21 protein-coding genes and 1 riboswitch are annotated in these 17,318 nt (G+C 72.3%); of the genes, 10 read left to right on the forward strand and 11 right to left on the reverse strand.

Features of this window, described 5'->3' with window-relative positions:
* Positions 1–19 precede the first annotated feature (19 nt).
* The 7 genes from WJM95_RS03405 to WJM95_RS03435 form a co-directional block, all read right to left on the reverse strand.
* Complete coding sequence (locus WJM95_RS03405; protein WP_339127960.1) at positions 20–787, reverse strand: urease accessory protein UreD; 768 nt, start codon at positions 785–787, stop codon at positions 20–22.
* Entirely contained in the window at positions 775–1,452 is a 678-nt protein-coding gene (ureG, locus tag WJM95_RS03410; protein ID WP_339127961.1) for an urease accessory protein UreG, read from the reverse strand. Before ureG ends, WJM95_RS03405 begins: the two co-directional genes overlap by 13 nt.
* Positions 1,453–1,971: 519 nt before the next feature.
* Positions 1,972–2,646, reverse strand: coding sequence for an urease accessory UreF family protein (locus WJM95_RS03415; RefSeq protein WP_339127962.1), 675 nt, complete (start codon positions 2,644–2,646; stop codon positions 1,972–1,974).
* Positions 2,646–4,367: an urease subunit alpha gene (locus tag WJM95_RS03420; protein WP_339127963.1), complete on the reverse strand. Its 1,722-nt coding sequence runs from the start codon at positions 4,365–4,367 to the stop codon at positions 2,646–2,648. The genes WJM95_RS03415 and WJM95_RS03420 overlap by 1 nt, the downstream gene beginning before the upstream one ends.
* Complete coding sequence (locus tag WJM95_RS03425) at positions 4,360–4,671, reverse strand: urease subunit beta (protein ID WP_339127964.1); 312 nt, start codon at positions 4,669–4,671, stop codon at positions 4,360–4,362. Before WJM95_RS03425 ends, WJM95_RS03420 begins: the two co-directional genes overlap by 8 nt.
* A gap of 14 nt (positions 4,672–4,685) precedes the next feature.
* Complete coding sequence (locus tag WJM95_RS03430) at positions 4,686–4,988, reverse strand: urease subunit gamma (protein WP_103550668.1); 303 nt, start codon at positions 4,986–4,988, stop codon at positions 4,686–4,688.
* 317 nt (positions 4,989–5,305) lie between these two features.
* Entirely contained in the window at positions 5,306–5,584 is a 279-nt protein-coding gene (locus WJM95_RS03435; protein ID WP_339127965.1) for a type II toxin-antitoxin system Phd/YefM family antitoxin, read from the reverse strand.
* A 186-nt stretch (positions 5,585–5,770) separates the two neighbouring features.
* Between WJM95_RS03435 and WJM95_RS03440 the strand changes: the two genes are divergently transcribed.
* The 3 genes from WJM95_RS03440 (at position 5,771) to WJM95_RS03450 (ending at position 7,729) form a co-directional block, all read left to right on the forward strand.
* On the forward strand, positions 5,771–6,406 hold the full coding sequence (locus WJM95_RS03440; RefSeq protein ID WP_339127966.1) for an ATP-dependent Clp protease proteolytic subunit: 636 nt from the start codon (positions 5,771–5,773) through the stop codon (positions 6,404–6,406).
* Between the two features lie 7 nt (positions 6,407–6,413).
* Entirely contained in the window at positions 6,414–6,719 is a 306-nt protein-coding gene (locus WJM95_RS03445) for a hypothetical protein (protein ID WP_037616621.1), read from the forward strand.
* A 336-nt stretch (positions 6,720–7,055) separates the two neighbouring features.
* A riboswitch (cyclic di-AMP (ydaO/yuaA leader) is annotated at positions 7,056–7,252 on the forward strand.
* 3 nt (positions 7,253–7,255) lie between these two features.
* A complete protein-coding gene (locus WJM95_RS03450) occupies positions 7,256–7,729 on the forward strand; it encodes a C40 family peptidase (protein WP_339127967.1) in 474 nt (157 codons plus the stop codon).
* A 435-nt stretch (positions 7,730–8,164) separates the two neighbouring features.
* Here the strand turns inward: WJM95_RS03450 and WJM95_RS03455 are convergent, their stop codons facing one another.
* On the reverse strand, positions 8,165–8,623 hold the full coding sequence (locus WJM95_RS03455; RefSeq protein ID WP_339127968.1) for an ATP-binding protein: 459 nt from the start codon (positions 8,621–8,623) through the stop codon (positions 8,165–8,167).
* 212 nt (positions 8,624–8,835) lie between these two features.
* Between WJM95_RS03455 and WJM95_RS03460 the strand changes: the two genes are divergently transcribed.
* Positions 8,836–9,693, forward strand: coding sequence for a helix-turn-helix transcriptional regulator (locus WJM95_RS03460; RefSeq protein WP_339127969.1), 858 nt, complete (start codon positions 8,836–8,838; stop codon positions 9,691–9,693).
* A gap of 11 nt (positions 9,694–9,704) precedes the next feature.
* On the forward strand, positions 9,705–9,929 hold the full coding sequence (locus WJM95_RS03465) for a DUF397 domain-containing protein (protein WP_339127970.1): 225 nt from the start codon (positions 9,705–9,707) through the stop codon (positions 9,927–9,929).
* A 123-nt stretch (positions 9,930–10,052) separates the two neighbouring features.
* Here WJM95_RS03465 and WJM95_RS03470 read toward each other — a convergent pair whose 3' ends face one another.
* Complete coding sequence (locus WJM95_RS03470) at positions 10,053–11,177, reverse strand: 8-amino-7-oxononanoate synthase (protein WP_339127971.1); 1,125 nt, start codon at positions 11,175–11,177, stop codon at positions 10,053–10,055.
* Positions 11,178–11,347: 170 nt separating this feature from the next.
* Here WJM95_RS03470 and bioB point away from each other — a divergent pair, with 170 nt between their 5' ends.
* From bioB to WJM95_RS03490, 4 genes are all read left to right on the forward strand, one after another.
* Positions 11,348–12,598, forward strand: coding sequence for a biotin synthase BioB (gene bioB, locus WJM95_RS03475; protein WP_339127972.1), 1,251 nt, complete (start codon positions 11,348–11,350; stop codon positions 12,596–12,598).
* Complete coding sequence (locus WJM95_RS03480) at positions 12,591–13,871, forward strand: adenosylmethionine--8-amino-7-oxononanoate transaminase (protein WP_339127973.1); 1,281 nt, start codon at positions 12,591–12,593, stop codon at positions 13,869–13,871. Before bioB ends, WJM95_RS03480 begins: the two co-directional genes overlap by 8 nt.
* Position 13,872: 1 nt before the next feature.
* Positions 13,873–14,589 (forward strand): dethiobiotin synthase, encoded by a 717-nt coding sequence (gene bioD / locus WJM95_RS03485; RefSeq protein WP_339127974.1) that lies wholly within the window; start codon positions 13,873–13,875, stop codon positions 14,587–14,589.
* Positions 14,590–14,794: 205 nt separating this feature from the next.
* Complete coding sequence (locus WJM95_RS03490) at positions 14,795–15,484, forward strand: class I SAM-dependent methyltransferase (protein WP_339127975.1); 690 nt, start codon at positions 14,795–14,797, stop codon at positions 15,482–15,484.
* Between the two features lie 32 nt (positions 15,485–15,516).
* Here the strand turns inward: WJM95_RS03490 and WJM95_RS03495 are convergent, their stop codons facing one another.
* Positions 15,517–15,891, reverse strand: coding sequence for a fic family toxin-antitoxin system, toxin component (locus WJM95_RS03495; RefSeq protein WP_339127976.1), 375 nt, complete (start codon positions 15,889–15,891; stop codon positions 15,517–15,519).
* 4 nt (positions 15,892–15,895) lie between these two features.
* Positions 15,896–16,135 (reverse strand): toxin-antitoxin system HicB family antitoxin, encoded by a 240-nt coding sequence (locus WJM95_RS03500; RefSeq protein ID WP_339127977.1) that lies wholly within the window; start codon positions 16,133–16,135, stop codon positions 15,896–15,898.
* 233 nt (positions 16,136–16,368) lie between these two features.
* On the opposite strand from WJM95_RS03500, the gene WJM95_RS03505 reads away from it, so the two are divergent.
* A complete protein-coding gene (locus WJM95_RS03505) occupies positions 16,369–17,316 on the forward strand; it encodes an ABC transporter ATP-binding protein (protein ID WP_339127978.1) in 948 nt (315 codons plus the stop codon).
* The last annotated feature ends 2 nt before the right edge of the window (positions 17,317–17,318 follow it).

The following is a 17,318-nucleotide window of genomic DNA, read 5'->3' on the forward strand; positions in this document are numbered from 1 at the left end:
CCCCGCAAGATAATTGACGTCATGTGAGTTCGCCCAGGGCCTCGTCCAGTACGCGTCGCAGCCGGAGCGCGTCGGGGGCGAGCGCGGTCACGAGCACGGCGGGCCCGGCGAGCGGGGTGAGGGCCGCGTACTCCCCGATCGGCCGCGCCGCCGGTACGTCCTCCTCGAACTCCGGTCGTACGACGACGAGTTGCCCGAGCGCCCGGTGGCCCGCCAGGACAGCGGGCCCGTCCCAGCCGCCGGGGGCACCGGGGCCGCAGGCCAACTCCTGGTCGAGCAGGGCCCGTCCGTCGTGGCGCACGGTGAGACGGCTGGTGAGGCGTCCGGGTTCCTCTCCGACGCGCCCGAGCACCTGCTCCTCACGCAGGACGAGCCGGGCACCGCCCGTGAGGTCGACGCACGAGGAGACGGTCAGTTCACTGCCTCCGGCGGAGATCAACTGCTCGGGCAGCCAGCACAGTTCGCCTCCGTCGGCGACGTGGAGACGCACGTCGTAGCGGGCTTCCCCCTTGTTCTGTCCGGGCAGCGCGATGGTGGCCGCGGCCGAGCCGACCCTCAGCCGCGCGCCCGGTCCGACCCGGGCCTCGACGGCGAGGTGGTCACCGCCGAGCGGTCCGCTCATCGCTCCGACCAGCATCACGCGCGCCTCGGGCCCGCTGCCGCGGACACGCCGCAGGGCCAGCGGTCCCTCCCCGTCCAGCACCGGCAGCGAGGTGCCGCCCCGGCCGTCGGCCGTGGCCTCGATGCGGGCGGTCGCGCGCACCCCCGCCGTCGTCACGCGGTCCACGCCGCGAGCTGCTCCCGCACCCAGCCGGCGACCGCCGCGACACCCGGCTCGCTGCGCAACGACTGGAAGACCACGGGGAGTCCGGCCCGCTGCGTCTTGGCGTCGTCCTCCATCCGGGCCAGGTCGGAGCCCACGTACGGCGCGAGGTCCGTCTTGTTCACGACGAGCAGGTCGGCCGTGGTGACCCCGGGTCCGCCCTTGCGCGGGATGTCGTCGCCGCCCGCGACGTCGATCACGAAGATCTGGGCGTCGACGAGCCCCTTGGAGAAGGTGGCGGTGAGGTTGTCGCCGCCGGACTCCACGAGGATGAGATCGAGCGGCCCGACCTCGTCCTCCAGGTCCTCGACGGCTTCGAGGTTGGCGGAGATGTCGTCCCGGATCGCGGTGTGCGGGCACGCCCCCGTCTCCACCGCGGTGATCCGTTCGGGGGGCAGGACCGCCTCCCGCAGCAGGAACTCGGCGTCCTCGCGGGTGTAGATGTCGTTGGTGACGACGGCGAGGGACAGTTCGTCGCGCAGCGCCCGGCAGAGCGCGGCGACGGTGGCGGTCTTCCCGGAACCGACGGGACCGCCGAGCCCGATGCGCAGGGCACGACGCCTGCCGTCGGGCCGCCTGGCATCGGCACTGACCGCGGACGGCCCGCCATGAGGATGATCGAGATGCACGCTGACTCCAGATTCGGTGGGGGTCGGGGTGGGGAGCGGGGTCGATGGGGTGCGGGGGCCACGGCGGTGGCCGAGGTCGGGATGGCGCCGGGCCGGGGCCGCGGCCGATCCCGGGGTCCGGGTCGGGACCGGATCCGGGGTCCGGGTCGGGACCGGATCCGGGGTCCGGGTCGGGACCGGATCCGGGGTCCGGGTCGGGACCGGGCCCGGGGTCGGGACCAGGCCCGGGGTCGGGACCAGGCCCGGGGTCGGGACCAGGCCCGGGGTCGGGACCAGGCCCGGGGTCGGGACCAGGCCCGGGTTCAGGCTCGGGACCGGACCCGGGACCAGGCCCGGGACCAAGCCCGGGTTCAGGCCCGGGTTCAGGCCCGGGTTCAGGCCCGGGTTCAGGCCCGGGTTCAGGCCCGGGTTCAGGCCCGGGTGCTGATGCTTCCAGCGGGTCGGCGCCCGCCGGTTGCCGGTCCGCCGGTCGGCTGTTGCCGGCGGCCCGCCGCGAGCGGGGCCGGGAGTGTGCGGCCGTTAGGACGCGAAGAGGCGTACCGGCCAGGCCGCATGCGCCTCGGCCCCGATCTCCAGCAGGGGCGCCGACGCCGCGGGAAGTATGCCGACCCCCTCGTCGAGGGACCGCCGCGCCACGCTCGCCGCCGCGTGGGCGACGACGTCCAGCTCCGGCGCGATCCGTGCCAGCACGGCCGTCGCGTCGAACGGGTCGAGGCTCAGCAACCGCACCGTCGCCGACGCGGGCCCGCTGACACACTCGTACACCGAGCAGTACGCGGCGTCCACGGGCCCGAGCCCGGCGGCCCGCGCGGTCACGCCCAGCACGACCGGCTGATGCGCCCCCTTGGGGAACTCCCGTGCCAGCGCGTCGAGTTCGGCACAGGGCCACGTCGCCCTGGCCGCCCGGACGAGCTGCCGGCCCAGGCGCCGCGCGGCCACCCGCAGGGCGAGCGAGGGCGTGCGGGCGTCGGCAGCCGCGTCCAGGGCCACCGGAGCGGCCCCGAGCGCGCCGGCGGCGGCCAGCGAGGCCGACACGAGTCCGCTCGTGTGCAACCGCCCCCGGCAGAAGGCCTCCAGACTCGCCCCGTCGGTGATCCGCCCGGCCCTGACCGCCGCCTCGGCCCCGCCGGAGTGCGCGTGCCCTCCGGCGGGAAACCGGCCGTCGGCCAGCACGAGAAGCGCCGCCCGGGACATCAGAAGAGGAAGTAACGCTGGGCCATGGGCAGTTCGGCGGCGGGAGTCGCCTCGACGAGCTCCCCGTCGATGTGCACGGCGAAGCTGTCGGGGTCGATCCGCACCTCGGGCCGCGCGTCGTTCTCCCGCATGTCGGCCTTGGTCACCGCCCGCGTGGACTCGATGGCGACGAACCGCTTCCCGAGCGAGAGCCGTTCCGGCAGCCCGTCCTCAATCGCCAGCGGTGCCACGAAGTTGAAGGAGTTCGAGGCCGGGGCCCGCCCGATCGCCCCGAACATCGGCCGGGGCAGCACCGGTTGGGGTGTCGGGATGGAGGCGTTGGCGTCGCCCATCTGCGCGTACGCGATCATTCCGCCCTTCACGACCAGGTGCGGTTTGACCCCGAAGAACGCGGGCTCCCACAGCACCAGGTCGGCGAGCTTGCCGGTCTCCACCGAGCCGATCTCACGGGCGAGCCCCTGCGCGAGCGCCGGGTTGATCGTGTATTTGGCGACATAGCGACGTACCCGGTGGTTGTCCGCGCGGCCGTCGCCCGGCAGGGCGCCCCGGCGTCGCTTCATGACATGGGCGGTCTGCCAGGTCCGCATGACGACCTCGCCTACGCGGCCCATCGCCTGGGAGTCCGAGGAGATGATCGAGATGGCTCCGAGGTCGTGGAGTATGTCCTCGGCCCCGATGGTGGACGGCCGGATACGGGACTCGGCGAAGGCCAGGTCCTCGGGCACGGCCGGGTTCAGGTGGTGGCAGACCATCAGCATGTCGAGGTGTTCCTCGGCGGTGTTGACGGTGTAGGGCCGGGTCGGATTGGTCGAACTGGGCAGGACGTAGGGCTCGGAGACGACGGACATGATGTCCGGCGCGTGGCCGCCGCCCGCACCCTCCGTGTGGTAGGCGTGGATCCCGCGTCCGGCGATGGCCGCGAGGGTGTCGGCGACGAACCCGGCCTCGTTCAGGGTGTCGGTGTGGATGGCGACCTGGATGCCGGTGCGGTCGGCGACGGTGAGCGCGGCGTCGATGGCGGCGGGCGTCGAGCCCCAGTCCTCGTGGATCTTCAGCCCGAGGGCACCGCCCCGGATCTGCGAGAACATCGCCTCGTGCGAGACGGTGTTGCCCTTGCCGAGCAGACCGAAGTTGACCGGATACCCCTCCATCGCCTCCAGCATCCGGGCCAGATGCCAGGGGCCCGGAGTGACGGTGGTGGCCTTGGAGCCCTCGGCGGGACCGGTGCCGCCGCCGACGAGCGTGGTGATGCCGGAGGCGAGGGCCTCGTCGGCGATCTGCGGACAGATCAGATGGACGTGGGCGTCGATGGCGCCCGCGGTCATGATCCGCCCGTTGCCCGCGATGATCTCTGTCTCGGGGCCGATCACCAGGTCGGGATGGACCCCGTCCATGGTGTCCGGGTTGCCGGCCTTGCCGATGCCCGAGATCCGCCCGTCGCGGATGCCGACATCGGCCTTGACGATCCCCCAGTGGTCGACGATGACGACACCGGTGACGACCGTGTCCGGGGTGCCCTCCGCGCGGGTGGCGCGAGCCTGGCCCATGGATTCCCGGATGACCTTGCCGCCGCCGAAGACCGCCTCGTCACCGGCGAGACCGGGCCCGCCGCAGCGGTCCTCCTCGATCTCGATCAGGAGGTCCGTGTCGGCGAGCCGGATCCGGTCGCCGGTGGTCGGTCCGAACAGATCGGCGTACGCGGCACGCGAGATCTCAGGCATCGAGGGCACCCCCGGTCTCCCCGCGCAGTCCGGGCACCACACGGGCGCCGGCGATCGGGACGAGTTCGACCTCGACGGGGATCCCGGGCTCGAAGCGCACGGCGGTGCCGGCGGCGACGTTGAGCCGCCTGCCGCGCGCGGCGCCGCGGTCGAAGTCCAGACCGGGGTTGGCCTCGGCGAAGTGGTAGTGGGAGCCGACCTGAACGGGCCGGTCGGCGGCATTCAGGACGGTCAGACGGGTGGTCTCGCGGCCCTCGTTGAACACGACGGGCCCGTCGGCGAAGAGGATCTCTCCCGGAATCACGGTGTTCTCCCCCGTCAGACGATCGGGTCGTGGACGGTGACCAGCTTGGTGCCGTCCGGGAAGGTCGCCTCGACCTGGACGTCGTGGATCATCTCGGGGATGCCCGTCATGACGTCGTCCCGGGTGAGGATCTTGCGCCCGGAGGACATCAGTTCGGCGACGGTACGGCCGTCACGGGCGCCTTCGAGGATGTGCGAGGTGATCAGGGCGACCGCCTCGGGGTGGTTCAGTCTCAGCCCGCGGGCCCGGCGCTTCTCGGCGACATCGGCCGCCACGTGGATCAGCAGCCTCTCCTGCTCGTGCGGGGTCAGTTGCACGACGTCCCACCTCACATCCTCGCTCCGGGCCGTGCGGGGCCCGGTGGCCGCGGCCACCGAAAGCCCTGGTGGCATGGATGGGCACGCTAGTTGGCCGGAGTTTCGAGGACGTTAACCGGCCCGTGGTCGATTCCGGGCCGTCCCGGAGGAGCGGTCGGGGCCCACGACGGCGTCCCGCTTGCCCGGTTCCGCCCGAGCGGGCCTCGGCGACGCACCGGGACGCGGTGCGGCCGTCGGGGCACGGACCGTATACGGAGGACGGCGCGCGTCACGGGAGCCCCCTCACGGAGGGAAGCCCGGGCCGCTCGCGCGCGCGGCTAGGAGGCGCTGGGCCCCCGGTGTTCCGCGGCGATGCCGAAACGCTGGCGCTCGCGGGGCGCGGAGGCCACGTCACGGACGCTGGACAGCGAGCTGACCACCTGGTCGTCGGCGGGCTCCGGGAGGTCTTCGAGGCGCTCCAGGTCGGCGGCCGAGACGAGGGCGACGAGTGGCTTCCCGTGCCGCGTCACGACGACGCGCTCACCGCCGTACACGACGCGGTTGATCAGTTCGGCGAGCTCAGCCCTGGCTTGCGTCACCGGAATCTCGTAGGCCATGACGTCCAGCTTAGACCGGGCCTCCGGCACTCCGCGGGGCGCGAGATTCCCCCGGCCGGCCGTACCCGGCGCGCCTCGGCCGCCCGTCGTCCGGGGAGGCCGCCGTTTCGCTCTGGGCATGACCCCCTTCCCTCGTGACGTACGTCCTGTACATTTTTTACAGACGTCGACCTGAGGAGGCGCGCCATGGACAGCCCGTCCGCCCGCCATGTCCTGCCCGAGTTCACCGAACGCACGAGCACGGGAATGCGGACCCTGGATCCGTACGCGAAGCTGCTCGCCGAGCGGATCGTGTTCCTCGGAACACCGATCGACGCGACCGCGGCGAACGACGTGACGGCGCAGTTCATGTACCTCGAACACCAGGCGCCCGAGCGGGACATCTCGCTGTACATCAACTCCCCCGGCGGCTCCTTCGGCGCGATGACCGCGATCTACGACACGATGCGGTTCGTGACCTGCGACGTCGAGACGATCTGCCTCGGCCGGGCGGAGTCGGCCGCGGCGGTGCTGCTGGCCGCAGGGACTCCGGGCAAGCGGCTCTCCCTGCCGGGGGCGCGCGTCGTCCTGCGCCAGCCGTCGATCACGGAGCCGGTCCAGGGGCAGACCAGCGATGTGGCCATCCGGGCCGCGGAATTGGTCCGCACCCGCGGGATCCTGGAGGAGATGCTCGCGGGCCACACGGGCCAGAGCCCGGAGCGCGTCGCGGCGGACATCGAGCGCGACAGGATCCTCGACGCCACGGCGGCGCGGGACTACGGACTGATCGACCGGATCGTCCCGGGCCGCAGGTCCGCGCACCCGACGCCCGGCGCGAGGTGAGCGGCCGATGATCCCGGACCTGCCCCCGCTGCCCGCGCTGACCCGCGCCGAGGCCGAGCTGATCGACCGCTATCTCGACGTGGTCGACCTGGTCGGCCGCATCAACCCGTCCCGCCCCGGAGACACCTATCGCGGCCTGAGGGCGGCTCAGGCGCTGGTCGGCAAGGCGGAGGCCCTGCGGGACGCCCTGGCGCTCATGCACCAGCGGGGCGAGAGCGAGGTGCACGCCCCGACGCTGGCCCAGGCGCTGCGCGTGCTCGGCGGTGAGCGGCGGGCCGCCCGGGTCACCGTGCCGCCCGAATCGGGAAGTTGACGGACCGGCACGGACGAGCCGTGCGCGCCGAAGCGGCATGACGTCCAGCGCGCGACTCAAACGGACCGGATGGTGTACCCCCCGATGGCGTATTCCTGGGTCCTCTCCAGGACCCCTCCGAGTTGCGCAACACGCGGGTTCCGAAGGCCGGATGAGACCTGTCCCCGCAGGTGCGGGCCTCATCGGCGTCCCCAACACGTGGTCGAACAGAGGGGTGTTCACTCGAACGGCTGATTGGTGAGTAAGCCCACAAAACACCGTTTCCGCTCGGATTTTCCGACTCTGATGAGTGAAGATCCCTTCCGACGACAAGCCCCCGCCACAGCGGCGGGGCGGTCCGGGCGGACGCCGAGTCCTGCCGCCGCCCGGATGCCCGGTCGACAGGAGTGCATCGGCAGGAGTGGAGGACCCAGCTAGACGGGCCGCCGGAACAGTTCCGGGCGGTCCTTGGGGTGAAGCCGCAGCCGCGGCCGGGCAACTTCGCCAGCCCGAATCCGACAGGTCATCCTTCACAGGCGGCTGACGAAGGGTTGCGCATGACTGCGCTCAATCGTGTCCCGTCGCTGTGGACCAGGGCCGGTACGGCCTCGGCCCTCACCCTTGCCGCGGTGGGCGGCAGCCTCGTGGTCCCCGGTGTCGCACCCGACGCCGAGGCGGCCACGCTCGCGACGCGGGCACTCCAGGTCGCGGCGTCGAAGCACGGCTCCCCCTACCAGTGGGGCGCCACCGGACCGCACCGCTTCGACTGTTCGGGGCTCACGCTCTACTCGTACAAGAAGGCGGGCAAGACGCTGCCTCGTACGGCCGCGGCCCAGTACAACAAGACGCACCATGTCTCGGCCTCGCACCGCAAGGCCGGTGACCTCGTGTTCTTCCACTCGGGCCGGAACGTCTACCACGTCGGCATCTACGCCGGTAAGGGCAAGATCTGGCACTCCCCGAAGACCGGGGAAGTGGTGAAGCTCGAGAGGATCTGGACCAGGAGCGTCTGGTACGGCAGGGTCGGCTGATCCACCCCTGGGGCGGCGAAGACCTCGCCGCCCCAGCGCGGACGCCTTTCCCGGCCCGGCGCGGACGCCCTTCCCGGCCCGGCGCGGACGCCCTTCCCGGCCCGGCGCGGACGCCCTTCCCGGCCCGGCGCGGACGCCCTTCCCGGCCCGGCGCGGACGCCCTTCCCGGCCCGGCGCGGACGCCCTTCCCGGCCCGGCGCGGACGCCCTTCCCGGCCCGGCGCGGACGCCTTTCCCGGCCCGGCGCGGACGCCTTTCCCGGCCCGGCGCGGCCGCCTTCCGATCCCTGCGCGGGTGCCCTCCGGCCCCGGCGCGGCCGCCTTCGGGTCCCGGCGCGGGCCTCTCACGGCCCCTGGGGCGCCCTCTCGGCCCCTCCGGGCCGCTCACGGCAGGCCGGTGGACGACCGGATGTCGCGGGGCGCCCCGACGGCGTCTCTCAGGGTTCCTGAGGCCACCCCGCCGGCACCGGCCGGACCGGGACCGTCCACGGAAGCTCGATGGAGACCGTCTTGCCGCCCTCCCGGGTCGGCAGCACGGTGAGCCTGCCTCCGCACTCGGCGGTCAGCCAGCGGATGATCACCATGCCCCGCCCGTTGTCCTGCTGGACGGCCGCGGGCAGCCGCTTCGGAAAGCGGGGGTGGCTGTCGGTGACGCCGATGTTCAGCCGCTCCTCCCGTTCGAGACGTACCCCTACCGTGAAGGTGGGTGACTGCCCGAACGTGTGCTGCACGGCGTTGGTGGCCAGTTCGGACACGATCAGACGGACGGTGTCGGCGACTTCCGCGTCGCGCGGCAGACCCCATTCGGTCAGTACTTCGGCGACGAATTTCCGGGCCACGGAAACCGAGGCCGGTTCGCTCGGCAGGGTGACGGATGCTTCCTGATGGTCTGCCATGGCGACGTTCGTCCCTTTCCCACGGGACCGGAGCCCGACACCGAGCGGATGGTTCGAGTACGGTCCCGGACTGGTGCTTGCGCCAGACTGCCATTACCGGGCCGGTCGCGGGTGCGATCCACCGAGTAATGCATATATCTGTCGCTCGATGCGGTGAACTCTGCGTCGACAGAGCGTATTCGGGCGACTTGGAAGGAGTAAGGAGAACGAACATGCAGCACGGTCCCGCGGTGCGCCGCCGCAAGCTCGGTGCCGAACTGCGCGCGCTGCGCGCGGGGACGGGTCTCACGAGCGGCGAGGCGGCCCGTCTGCTCGGCTGGCACCAGTCGAAGGTGAGCCGCATCGAGACCGGCACCAGCGGGGTGAAACCGGCCGATGTGGAACGCCTGTTGCACGCATACGGTGTCGAGGACCCGCAACTGCGCGAGCTTCTGGTCGTGTTGGCGGGATCCGACGGCAACGGCCGTCACCACTGGTGGCACGCCTACCGCGGCGTGCTCCCCCAGGCCTACCGCGACTTCATCAGCCTGGAGTCGGGAGCCTGCGCCATGCGCACGCTGGAGACCTCCGTCGTACCCGGGCTGCTCCAGACGCCGGAGTACGCCCGCGCGGTGACGCGGGCCGCGGTGGACGGCCTGGAGGAGAGCAAGCTCGACGCCCTGGTCGAGGTACGTCTGGCCCGGCAGGACGTCCTGCGCGCCGACCCGCCGCTCGAACTGTCCGCCGTCCTGGACGAGGCGGTGCTGCGGCGGGAGGTCGGCGGTCCCGATGTCATGGCACGCCAGCTGCGCCGACTGCGGGAGGCCGCCGCGCTGCCCCAAGTACGGCTCCAGGTACTGCCGTTCGCCGCCGGGGCGCACATCGGAGTAACCGGCCCTTTCGTTATTTTCTCATTTCCGAACACAACCGATCTGGATGTGGTTGTTCTCGACCACTTGACGAGTAGCCTCTATCTCGAACGGAAAGAAGACCTCCAGGCCTACACCGAGGCCTTCAACGCCCTTCAGTTCCACGCACTTTCGCCCGAGGACTCGTCGGACTACATCGCCGCGATAGGTGACGCCGCGTAAGGAGGCACGTCATGCCCGCAATGCCTCGGTACGTACCTTCCAGCACTTCACTGCGCCATGTGCGATGGCTGCGCAGCAGCCGCAGTACCGGGATGAACAACTGCGTCGAGACCGCGCGCCCGAGCACCGGACCCTGGTCCGGAATGGTCGCCGTGCGCGATTCCAAGAACACCGCGGGACCCGCCCTGCTGTTCACCCCGGCCGTCTGGGAGGGGTTCATCACCGGGCTGAACTGACCCCGCACGGTTCACCGCTCCACCGCCTCACCGGCCGGCCACCCCTGCACACGACCGGCCGCGCGCTCGACCCGCTCGTCGAACCATCGCTCCACTGATTCACTGATTCACCGGTTCACCGGTTCACCGGTTCCGGCTGATCACGTCCACCGCGTGCTCGATCTGCTCCTCGGTGAGGTCCGCGCGGGCCGTCAGCCGCAGCCGCGAAACACCGTCGGGCACCGACGGGGGACGGAAACAGCCGACCGCGAGGCCCGCCTCGCGACAGTCGGCCGCCCATCGCACCGCCCGTTCGGGGGACGGTGCCCGCACGGAGACCACCGCCGCGTCCGGCCGTACCGCGGACAGACCCTCCGCCGTCAGCCGCGTGTGCAGAGCCGTGGCCACCTCGCGCGCCCGTGCCGCCCGCCCGGGCTCACGGCGCAGCAGCCGCAGCGCCGACAGCGCCGCGCCCGCCGCCGCGGGCGCCAGACCGGTGTCGAAGATGAAGGTGCGCGCGGCGTTGATCAGATGGTCGATGACCGCGGCCGGGCCGAGGACGGCGCCGCCCTGGCTCCCGAGCGACTTCGAGAGCGTGACGGTCACGACGACGTCCGGGTCCCCCGCGAGCCCCGCGGCGTACGGAGCGCCCCTGCCGCCGTCGCCGAGGACACCGAGTCCGTGCGCGTCGTCCACGATCAGCCCGGCGCCGTACTCCCGGCAGGCGAGGGCGAGTTCGGCGAGCGGGGCCGCGTCGCCGTCCACCGAGAAGACCGTGTCGGAGACGGTGACGGCCGGTCCTTCGTGGGTGCCGAGCGCCTTGCGCACGGCCTCGGGGTCCGTGTGGGAGACGACCTGTGTGGTGCCGCGGGCGAGCCGGCAGCCGTCGATCAGGGAGGCGTGGTTCCCGGCGTCCGAGACGACCAGCGAGCCGTGCGGCGCGAGCGCGGTGACGGCGGCGAGGTTGGCCGCGTAGCCCGAGGACAGGACGAGCGCGGACTCGAAACCGCAGAAGTCGGCCAGTTCGCGTTCCAGCTCGGTGTGGAGTTCGGTGGTGCCGGTGACGAGCCGCGAGCCGGTCGCACCGCCGCCCCACCGGCGCGCGGCCTCGGCCGCTCCCTCGATGACCTCCGGATGGCGGGCGAGCCCGAGGTAGTCGTTGCTCGCTAGATCGAGGAGGGGCGAGTGGGCGGGACGGGGCCGCAGCGTACGCACGAGTCCGGCCCGGCGGCGCGCCTCGGCCTGTTCGTCGATCCAGCCGAACGCCATGTGTCCTCCGGGTCTCGCCACGCCTGCGGTGTCGGTGATTTGTAGGCTGTGCACAGACCCTAGCGGGCGCTCCGGCGGCGCATGATGTGGCAATACCCACACGTCGAACCATCTCTGTTGTGCAAACTCTCCTTGGCCGGGAGCGGTCGCATGGTCCAGGATCGGACCTCATGGACCTGCTGAACACGCTGGTGGACAAGGGGCTTCGGCGCGAGCTGCCGACCCGCGACGAGGCGCTGGCCGTACTGGCCACCTCCGACGACGATGTACTGGACGTCGTGGCCGCGGCCGGAAAGGTACGCCGACACTGGTTCGGCCGACGGGTGAAACTGAACTATCTCGTCAACCTGAAGTCGGGCCTGTGCCCGGAGGACTGCTCGTACTGCTCGCAGCGTCTCGGCTCCACGGCCGGCATCCTCAAGTACAGCTGGCTCAAGCCCGAGGAGGCCTCCAAGGCCGCGGCGGCCGGGCTGGCCGGCGGTGCCAAGCGGGTCTGTCTGGTGGCCAGCGGGCGCGGTCCGAGCGACCGTGACGTGGACCGGGTCTCCGACACGATCAAGGCGATCAAGGACCAGAACGAGAACGTCGAGGTGTGCGCCTGCCTCGGTCTGCTCTCCGACGGTCAGGCCGAGCGGCTGCGCGAGGCGGGCGCGGACGCCTACAACCACAACCTGAACACGTCCGAGGGGACGTACGGGGAGATCACGACCACCCACACGTACGCCGACCGGGTGGACACGGTCCAGAAGGCGCACGCGGCGGGGCTGTCCGCCTGCTCGGGTCTGATCGCGGGCATGGGCGAGTCGGACGAGGACCTCGTGGACGTCGTGTTCGCGCTGCGCGAGCTCGACCCCGACTCCGTTCCGGTGAACTTCCTGATCCCGTTCGAGGGAACCCCCCTGGCCAAGGAGTGGAACCTCACCCCGCAGCGCTGTCTGCGCATCCTCGCGATGGTCCGCTTCGTCTGCCCCGACGTCGAGGTCCGTATCGCCGGCGGCCGCGAGGTGCATCTGCGCACCCTCCAGCCGCTCGCCCTGCACCTCGCCAACTCGATCTTCCTGGGTGACTACCTCACCAGCGAGGGCCAGGCGGGCAAGGCCGACCTGGAGATGATCGCGGACGCCGGCTTCGAGGTGGAGAACGCGGGCGAGGTGACCCTGCCCGAGCACCGCGCGCCGTCCGACGGCGGCTGCGGCTCCCACGCCGAGGCGGGCTGCGACTCGCACGCGCAGGAAGGGTGCGGCTCGCACGGCGCCGCCGGATGCGGCTCCCACGCCGGGTCGGGCTGCGGGTCCCAGGAGGGCGGCGGTGTGTGCGGTTCCGCGCCTGAGGCTCCGGCCGAGGCGCCCGCGGACGCCCGTACGGACCTGGTCTCCGTGCGTCGCCGTGGTGCCGGAACGGACCTCGCGCCCAATGCCTGAGCTGTCCGTGCGGGACCTGCTCGACCTCGACCGGCGGCACGTCTGGCATCCGTACGGGCCCATGCCCGGCCGCCAGGAGCCGCTGGTCGTGGAGTCGGCGAGCGGGGTCCGGCTGCGGATGGCCGACGGCACGGGCGAGCTGATCGACGGGATGTCGTCCTGGTGGTCGGCCATCCACGGCTACAACCACCCCGTCCTGAACGACGCGGCCCGCGGCCAGCTGGACCGGATGAGCCATGTGATGTTCGGCGGGCTCACCCACGAGCCCGCCGTCCGGCTGGCGAAGCGGCTGGTCGACATCTCGCCCGAGGGTCTGGAGCACGTCTTCCTCGCCGACTCCGGCTCGGTGTCGGTCGAGGTCGCGGTCAAGATGTGCCTCCAGTACTGGCGTTCGCTCGGCCGTCCGGGCAAGCAGCGGCTGCTCACCTGGCGGGGCGGCTACCACGGGGACACCTGGCAGCCCATGTCGGTGTGCGACCCCGAGGGCGGGATGCACGAGCTGTGGCAGGGCGTGCTCCAGCGCCAGGTGTTCGCCGACGCTCCGCCGGCCGCCTACGAGGAGTCGTACGCGGAGGGGCTGCGCGAGCTGATCGGGCGGCACGCCGACGAGCTCGCCGCGGTCATCGTGGAGCCGGTGGTGCAGGGCGCGGGCGGGATGCGCTTCCACTCCCCCGCGTATCTGCGGGTCCTGCGCGAGGCGTGCGACGAGCACGACGTCCTGCTGGTCTTCGACGAGATCGCGACGGGTTTCGGCCGGACGGGCGAGCTGTTCGCGGCGGACCACGCGGGCGTGACCCCCGATGTGATGTGTGTCGGCAAGGCGCTGACCGGCGGTTATCTGACGATGGCGGCGACGCTGTGCACCGCGCGGGTGGCCGACGGCATCTCGCGCGGCGACGTCCCGGTACTGGCGCACGGCCCGACCTTCATGGGCAATCCGCTGGCCGCCGCGGTCGCCTGCGCCTCGGTGGACCTGTTGCTCGCGCAGGACTGGCGGACCGAGGTGAAGCGGATCGAGACCGGCCTGCGGGACGGGCTCGCGGAGGCGGCCGGGCTGCCGGGCGTCCGGGACGTGCGCGTGCTCGGCGCGATCGGAGTAGTCCAGCTCGACCACGAGGTGGACATGAGGGCGGCGACGGCGGCCGCGGTGCGCGAGGGCGTGTGGCTGCGGCCGTTCCGCGACCTCGTGTACACGATGCCGCCGTACGTCACCGGGGACACGGACCTGGCGCGGATCGCCCGCGCGGTGTGCGCGGCGGCTCGGGAGGGCTGAGATGACGGTACTGGTGATCACGGGTACGGGCACCGAGGTGGGCAAGACGGTCGTCACGGCCGCCGTCGCCGCCACGGCCCTCGCGGCCGGACGGTCCGTGGCCGTCCTGAAGCCCGCGCAGACGGGTGTGGGACCGCACGAGCGCGGCGACGCCGACGAGGTGGCCCGGCTCGCCGGTGCCGTCACGACCCTCGAACTGGGACGCTATCCGGAGCCGTTGGCGCCCGGGACGGCCGCACGGCGGGCCGGTCTCGCGGCGGTGTCCCCGGTGGCGGCGGCGGAGGCGGCGGCGAAGCTCGCGACCGAGCACGATCTGGTGCTGGTCGAGGGCGCCGGCGGTCTGCTCGTCCGGTTCGACGACGAGGGCGGGACGCTCGCGGACGCGGCCCGACTGCTGGACGCGCCGGTACTGGTGGTCGCCTCGGCGGGACTGGGAACACTCAACACCACGGAACTGACGGCACGTCAACTGCGGCTGCGGGAACTGGAGTTCGCGGGGGTCGTGATCGGCAGCTGGCCGGACTCCCCGGATCTGGCGATGCGGTGCAATCTCGCGGACCTCCCGGCGGTCTCCGGGGCGCCCCTGCTGGGCGCGGTCCCGGCGGGCGCGGGGGCCCTGTCCCCGGCGGACTTCCGTGCGGGGTCACCGAGTTGGCTTGACCACCGTCTGGGCGGCCGCTGGAACGCCGGCGTCTTCACGGCGGCGCACACGGCCTGACGCCGACGGCTGTACAGGCCCTGCGCGGCGGCTTCCGCGCACGGCCTGACAGCAGCCGCCGCACACGGCCTGACACCGAGGGCCGTACGCGTCCGGGCCCGGGCCGCCGCTCCGCACGGCCCCGCACGGCCCCGCGCCTTCGGCGCGTGCGGCGGGTCTCCCCGGGGGACACTTCCGGTGAGGCCCGTCTCCCGGGAGGTCCGCGATGCCGTTCAAGCCGCTCCGGCCGGCCGACTCCGGCAAGGTCCCCGCGAAGACCGCGCAGCATCCGGTGTTCGCCCGCTCCTACGCCCGCTTCAGCACCAGGGCCGAGACCCGCATGGGGATCGGCCGCCTGCGCGAGCGGCTGCTCGCCGGGCTGTCCGGCCGGGTGATCGAGATCGGCGCGGGCAACGGCCTGAACTTCGCCCACTACCCGGGCACGGTCTCGGAGGTCGTCGCCATCGAACCAGAGCGGCTGCTGCGGCAGTTGGCGCTGGAGGCGGCCATGCGCTGCGAGGTGCCCGTCGACGTGGCGCCGGGCGCCGCCGAGGCGCTGCCGGTCAAGAGCGAGGCGTACGACGCCGCGGTGCTCTCCCTGGTGCTGTGCAGCGTGCGGGACGTGCCGCGAGCACTCGCCGAGGTGCGGCGGGTGCTGCGCCCCGGCGGCACGGTCCGGTTCCTGGAGCACGGCAGGGGCGGCGGGCGCGTCATGCGCTCCGTCCAGCGGGGCCTGGACGCCACGGTGTGGCCCCGGCTGTGCGGCGGCTGCCACGTGGGCCGCGACCCGATCGCCGTGCTGCGCGAGGCGGGGTTCGAACTGGGCCCGTACCGGCGGCTGTTGCTGCCCGAGAAGGGACCGCGGCTGCCCACCTCGTACTGCGTTCTCGGCACCGCCCGCCGGCCGCTCGACTGACGGGTGGACCCCCGGCACCTCGCGCCGGGGTGTCACAGACTCCAGCGGCGCAGTTCGTGGGCGATGTCGTGCACGGTGGCCTCGCCGGTCTTGACCAGGCGGGCCAGTTCCCTCACCTGTTCGGGCGAGGTGACGACCTTCAGGCCGCTGGCGACCAGGTAGGCGTAGGCGACGGCCGAGGCGAACATCGCGTTGGAGCGTTCGAGCGCCGGGACGTGCAGCAGGAGCTGGAGCAGTGCGGCGGCGCGGGCGTGCGGGCTGTCGTAGACGGGGATGCCGAGGATCTCCGCCTCGTGCCGGCTGACCGCGGCGACGAGCGCCCCCCAGTCGGTGACCTGCGGGTCTCCGGGTGTCTTCTGTTCGGCGATCATGAGGAGCCAGGCAAGATCGACTCTGATACTGCTCAAGGGATCAACGACGACCTTCGCTGGTGCCTTCGCGCTCCGCGCCGAACTCCTCGGCGAAGACGGACTCGTACTGCTTCATGAAGTCGGCCGCGGCCTCCACGAAGGTGTGGCCCACTTCCCCGGTGTCCTGCCGGACCAGTTCCTCGATGTAGCGGTTCACGCTCATCCCCCGCTCCAGGGCTCGCTCCCGGGCCGCTCTCGCGGTGCCCTCGTCCACGCGGACGTTCAGCTGAGTCTTCGCCATCCTTCGAAGCTAGCGCGAAATCGCTAGCGCGGGCAAGAGGAGCCGGGGCGGAGAAGCGCGATGAAGAACCACGGTGGAGAAGCGCGGTGGAGATTGCCCCTTACATCCATATCGGGGCCACACCCTGGGGTGGAGACCGTGCAGCACCTACGAGGGATACCGGGTGTGCGTCCGATCACACTACGCTCGGGCCGGACGAGGAGTCCGGACCATCCATTCCAGAGGAGGCGGTCTTGTCCACAGCTGCTGCCGAGCAGATTCCCGGCCGCGCGGAGGGGGACGGGACCGCCGCCCGCGCCCGCGGCCTGACCAAGGCGTACGGTTCCGGCGAGACCGCGGTGCTGGCCCTCGACTCGGTCGACGTGGACATCGCGCGCGGCCGGTTCACCGCCGTCATGGGCCCCTCGGGCTCCGGGAAGTCCACCCTGATGCACTGTCTCGCGGGCCTGGACACGGTCTCCGCCGGACAGGTGTGGCTCGGCGACACCGAGATCACCGGGCTGAAGGACCGTGAGCTGACCCGCCTGCGGCGCGACCGGATCGGCTTCATGTTCCAGTCGTTCAACCTGATCCCCACCCTCAACGCGGCCGAGAACATCACGCTGCCCATGGACATCGCGGGCCAGAAGCCCGACCAGAAGTGGCTCGACCAGGTCATCGACACCCTCGGACTGCGCGAGCGGCTCAAGCACCGGCCCGCCCAGCTCTCCGGCGGCCAGCAGCAGCGCGTCGCCTGCGCCCGGGCGCTCGCCTCCCGGCCCGAGCTGATCTTCGCCGACGAGCCGACCGGGAACCTGGACTCGCGGGCGGGCCTCGAAGTCCTCGGATTCCTGCGCGAGGCCGTGGACGAGCTGGGCCAGACCGTCGTCATGGTCACGCACGACCCCGGCGCGGCCGCCCACTCCGACCTGGTCCTCTTCCTCGCGGACGGGCGGATCGTGGACCAGATGGAACGTCCCTCCGCGGAAGCCGTGCTGGAACGGATGAAGCGTTTCGACACGGCCCGGGTGACCTTCGAGGCCGGACGGGAGGTGCCCGGGAAGGCCGCCGCCGCCCCGGCCCACTCCGACTCCGGCTCCGGCTCCGGCTCCGGCTCCGGCTCCGGCTCCGGCTCCGGCTCCGGCTCCGGCGACGCCTCTCCCGGCGGCGGCTCCGGCGACGTAACCCCCGACAAGGACTGAGG

This window comes from Streptomyces sp. f51, from assembly GCF_037940415.1.
Taxonomy (GTDB): domain Bacteria; phylum Actinomycetota; class Actinomycetes; order Streptomycetales; family Streptomycetaceae; genus Streptomyces.

Excerpts from the sequence above, each read along its gene's own strand:
- WJM95_RS03415 (WP_339127962.1), bottom strand. The coding sequence starts at position 2,646 with ATGTCCCGGGCGGCGCTTCTCGTGCTGGCCGACGGCCGGTTTCCCGCC.
- WJM95_RS03420 (WP_339127963.1), bottom strand. The coding sequence starts at position 4,367 with ATGCCTGAGATCTCGCGTGCCGCGTACGCCGATCTGTTCGGACCGACC.
- WJM95_RS03435 (WP_339127965.1), bottom strand. The coding sequence starts at position 5,584 with ATGGCCTACGAGATTCCGGTGACGCAAGCCAGGGCTGAGCTCGCCGAA.
- WJM95_RS03440 (WP_339127966.1), top strand. The coding sequence starts at position 5,771 with ATGGACAGCCCGTCCGCCCGCCATGTCCTGCCCGAGTTCACCGAACGC.
- WJM95_RS03445 (WP_037616621.1), top strand. The coding sequence starts at position 6,414 with ATGATCCCGGACCTGCCCCCGCTGCCCGCGCTGACCCGCGCCGAGGCC.
- WJM95_RS03450 (WP_339127967.1), top strand. The coding sequence starts at position 7,256 with ATGACTGCGCTCAATCGTGTCCCGTCGCTGTGGACCAGGGCCGGTACG.
- WJM95_RS03455 (WP_339127968.1), bottom strand. The coding sequence starts at position 8,623 with ATGGCAGACCATCAGGAAGCATCCGTCACCCTGCCGAGCGAACCGGCC.
- WJM95_RS03460 (WP_339127969.1), top strand. The coding sequence starts at position 8,836 with ATGCAGCACGGTCCCGCGGTGCGCCGCCGCAAGCTCGGTGCCGAACTG.
- WJM95_RS03465 (WP_339127970.1), top strand. The coding sequence starts at position 9,705 with ATGCCCGCAATGCCTCGGTACGTACCTTCCAGCACTTCACTGCGCCAT.
- WJM95_RS03470 (WP_339127971.1), bottom strand. The coding sequence starts at position 11,177 with ATGGCGTTCGGCTGGATCGACGAACAGGCCGAGGCGCGCCGCCGGGCC.
- bioB (WP_339127972.1), top strand. The coding sequence starts at position 11,348 with ATGGACCTGCTGAACACGCTGGTGGACAAGGGGCTTCGGCGCGAGCTG.
- WJM95_RS03480 (WP_339127973.1), top strand. The coding sequence starts at position 12,591 with ATGCCTGAGCTGTCCGTGCGGGACCTGCTCGACCTCGACCGGCGGCAC.
- bioD (WP_339127974.1), top strand. The coding sequence starts at position 13,873 with ATGACGGTACTGGTGATCACGGGTACGGGCACCGAGGTGGGCAAGACG.
- WJM95_RS03490 (WP_339127975.1), top strand. The coding sequence starts at position 14,795 with ATGCCGTTCAAGCCGCTCCGGCCGGCCGACTCCGGCAAGGTCCCCGCG.
- WJM95_RS03500 (WP_339127977.1), bottom strand. The coding sequence starts at position 16,135 with ATGGCGAAGACTCAGCTGAACGTCCGCGTGGACGAGGGCACCGCGAGA.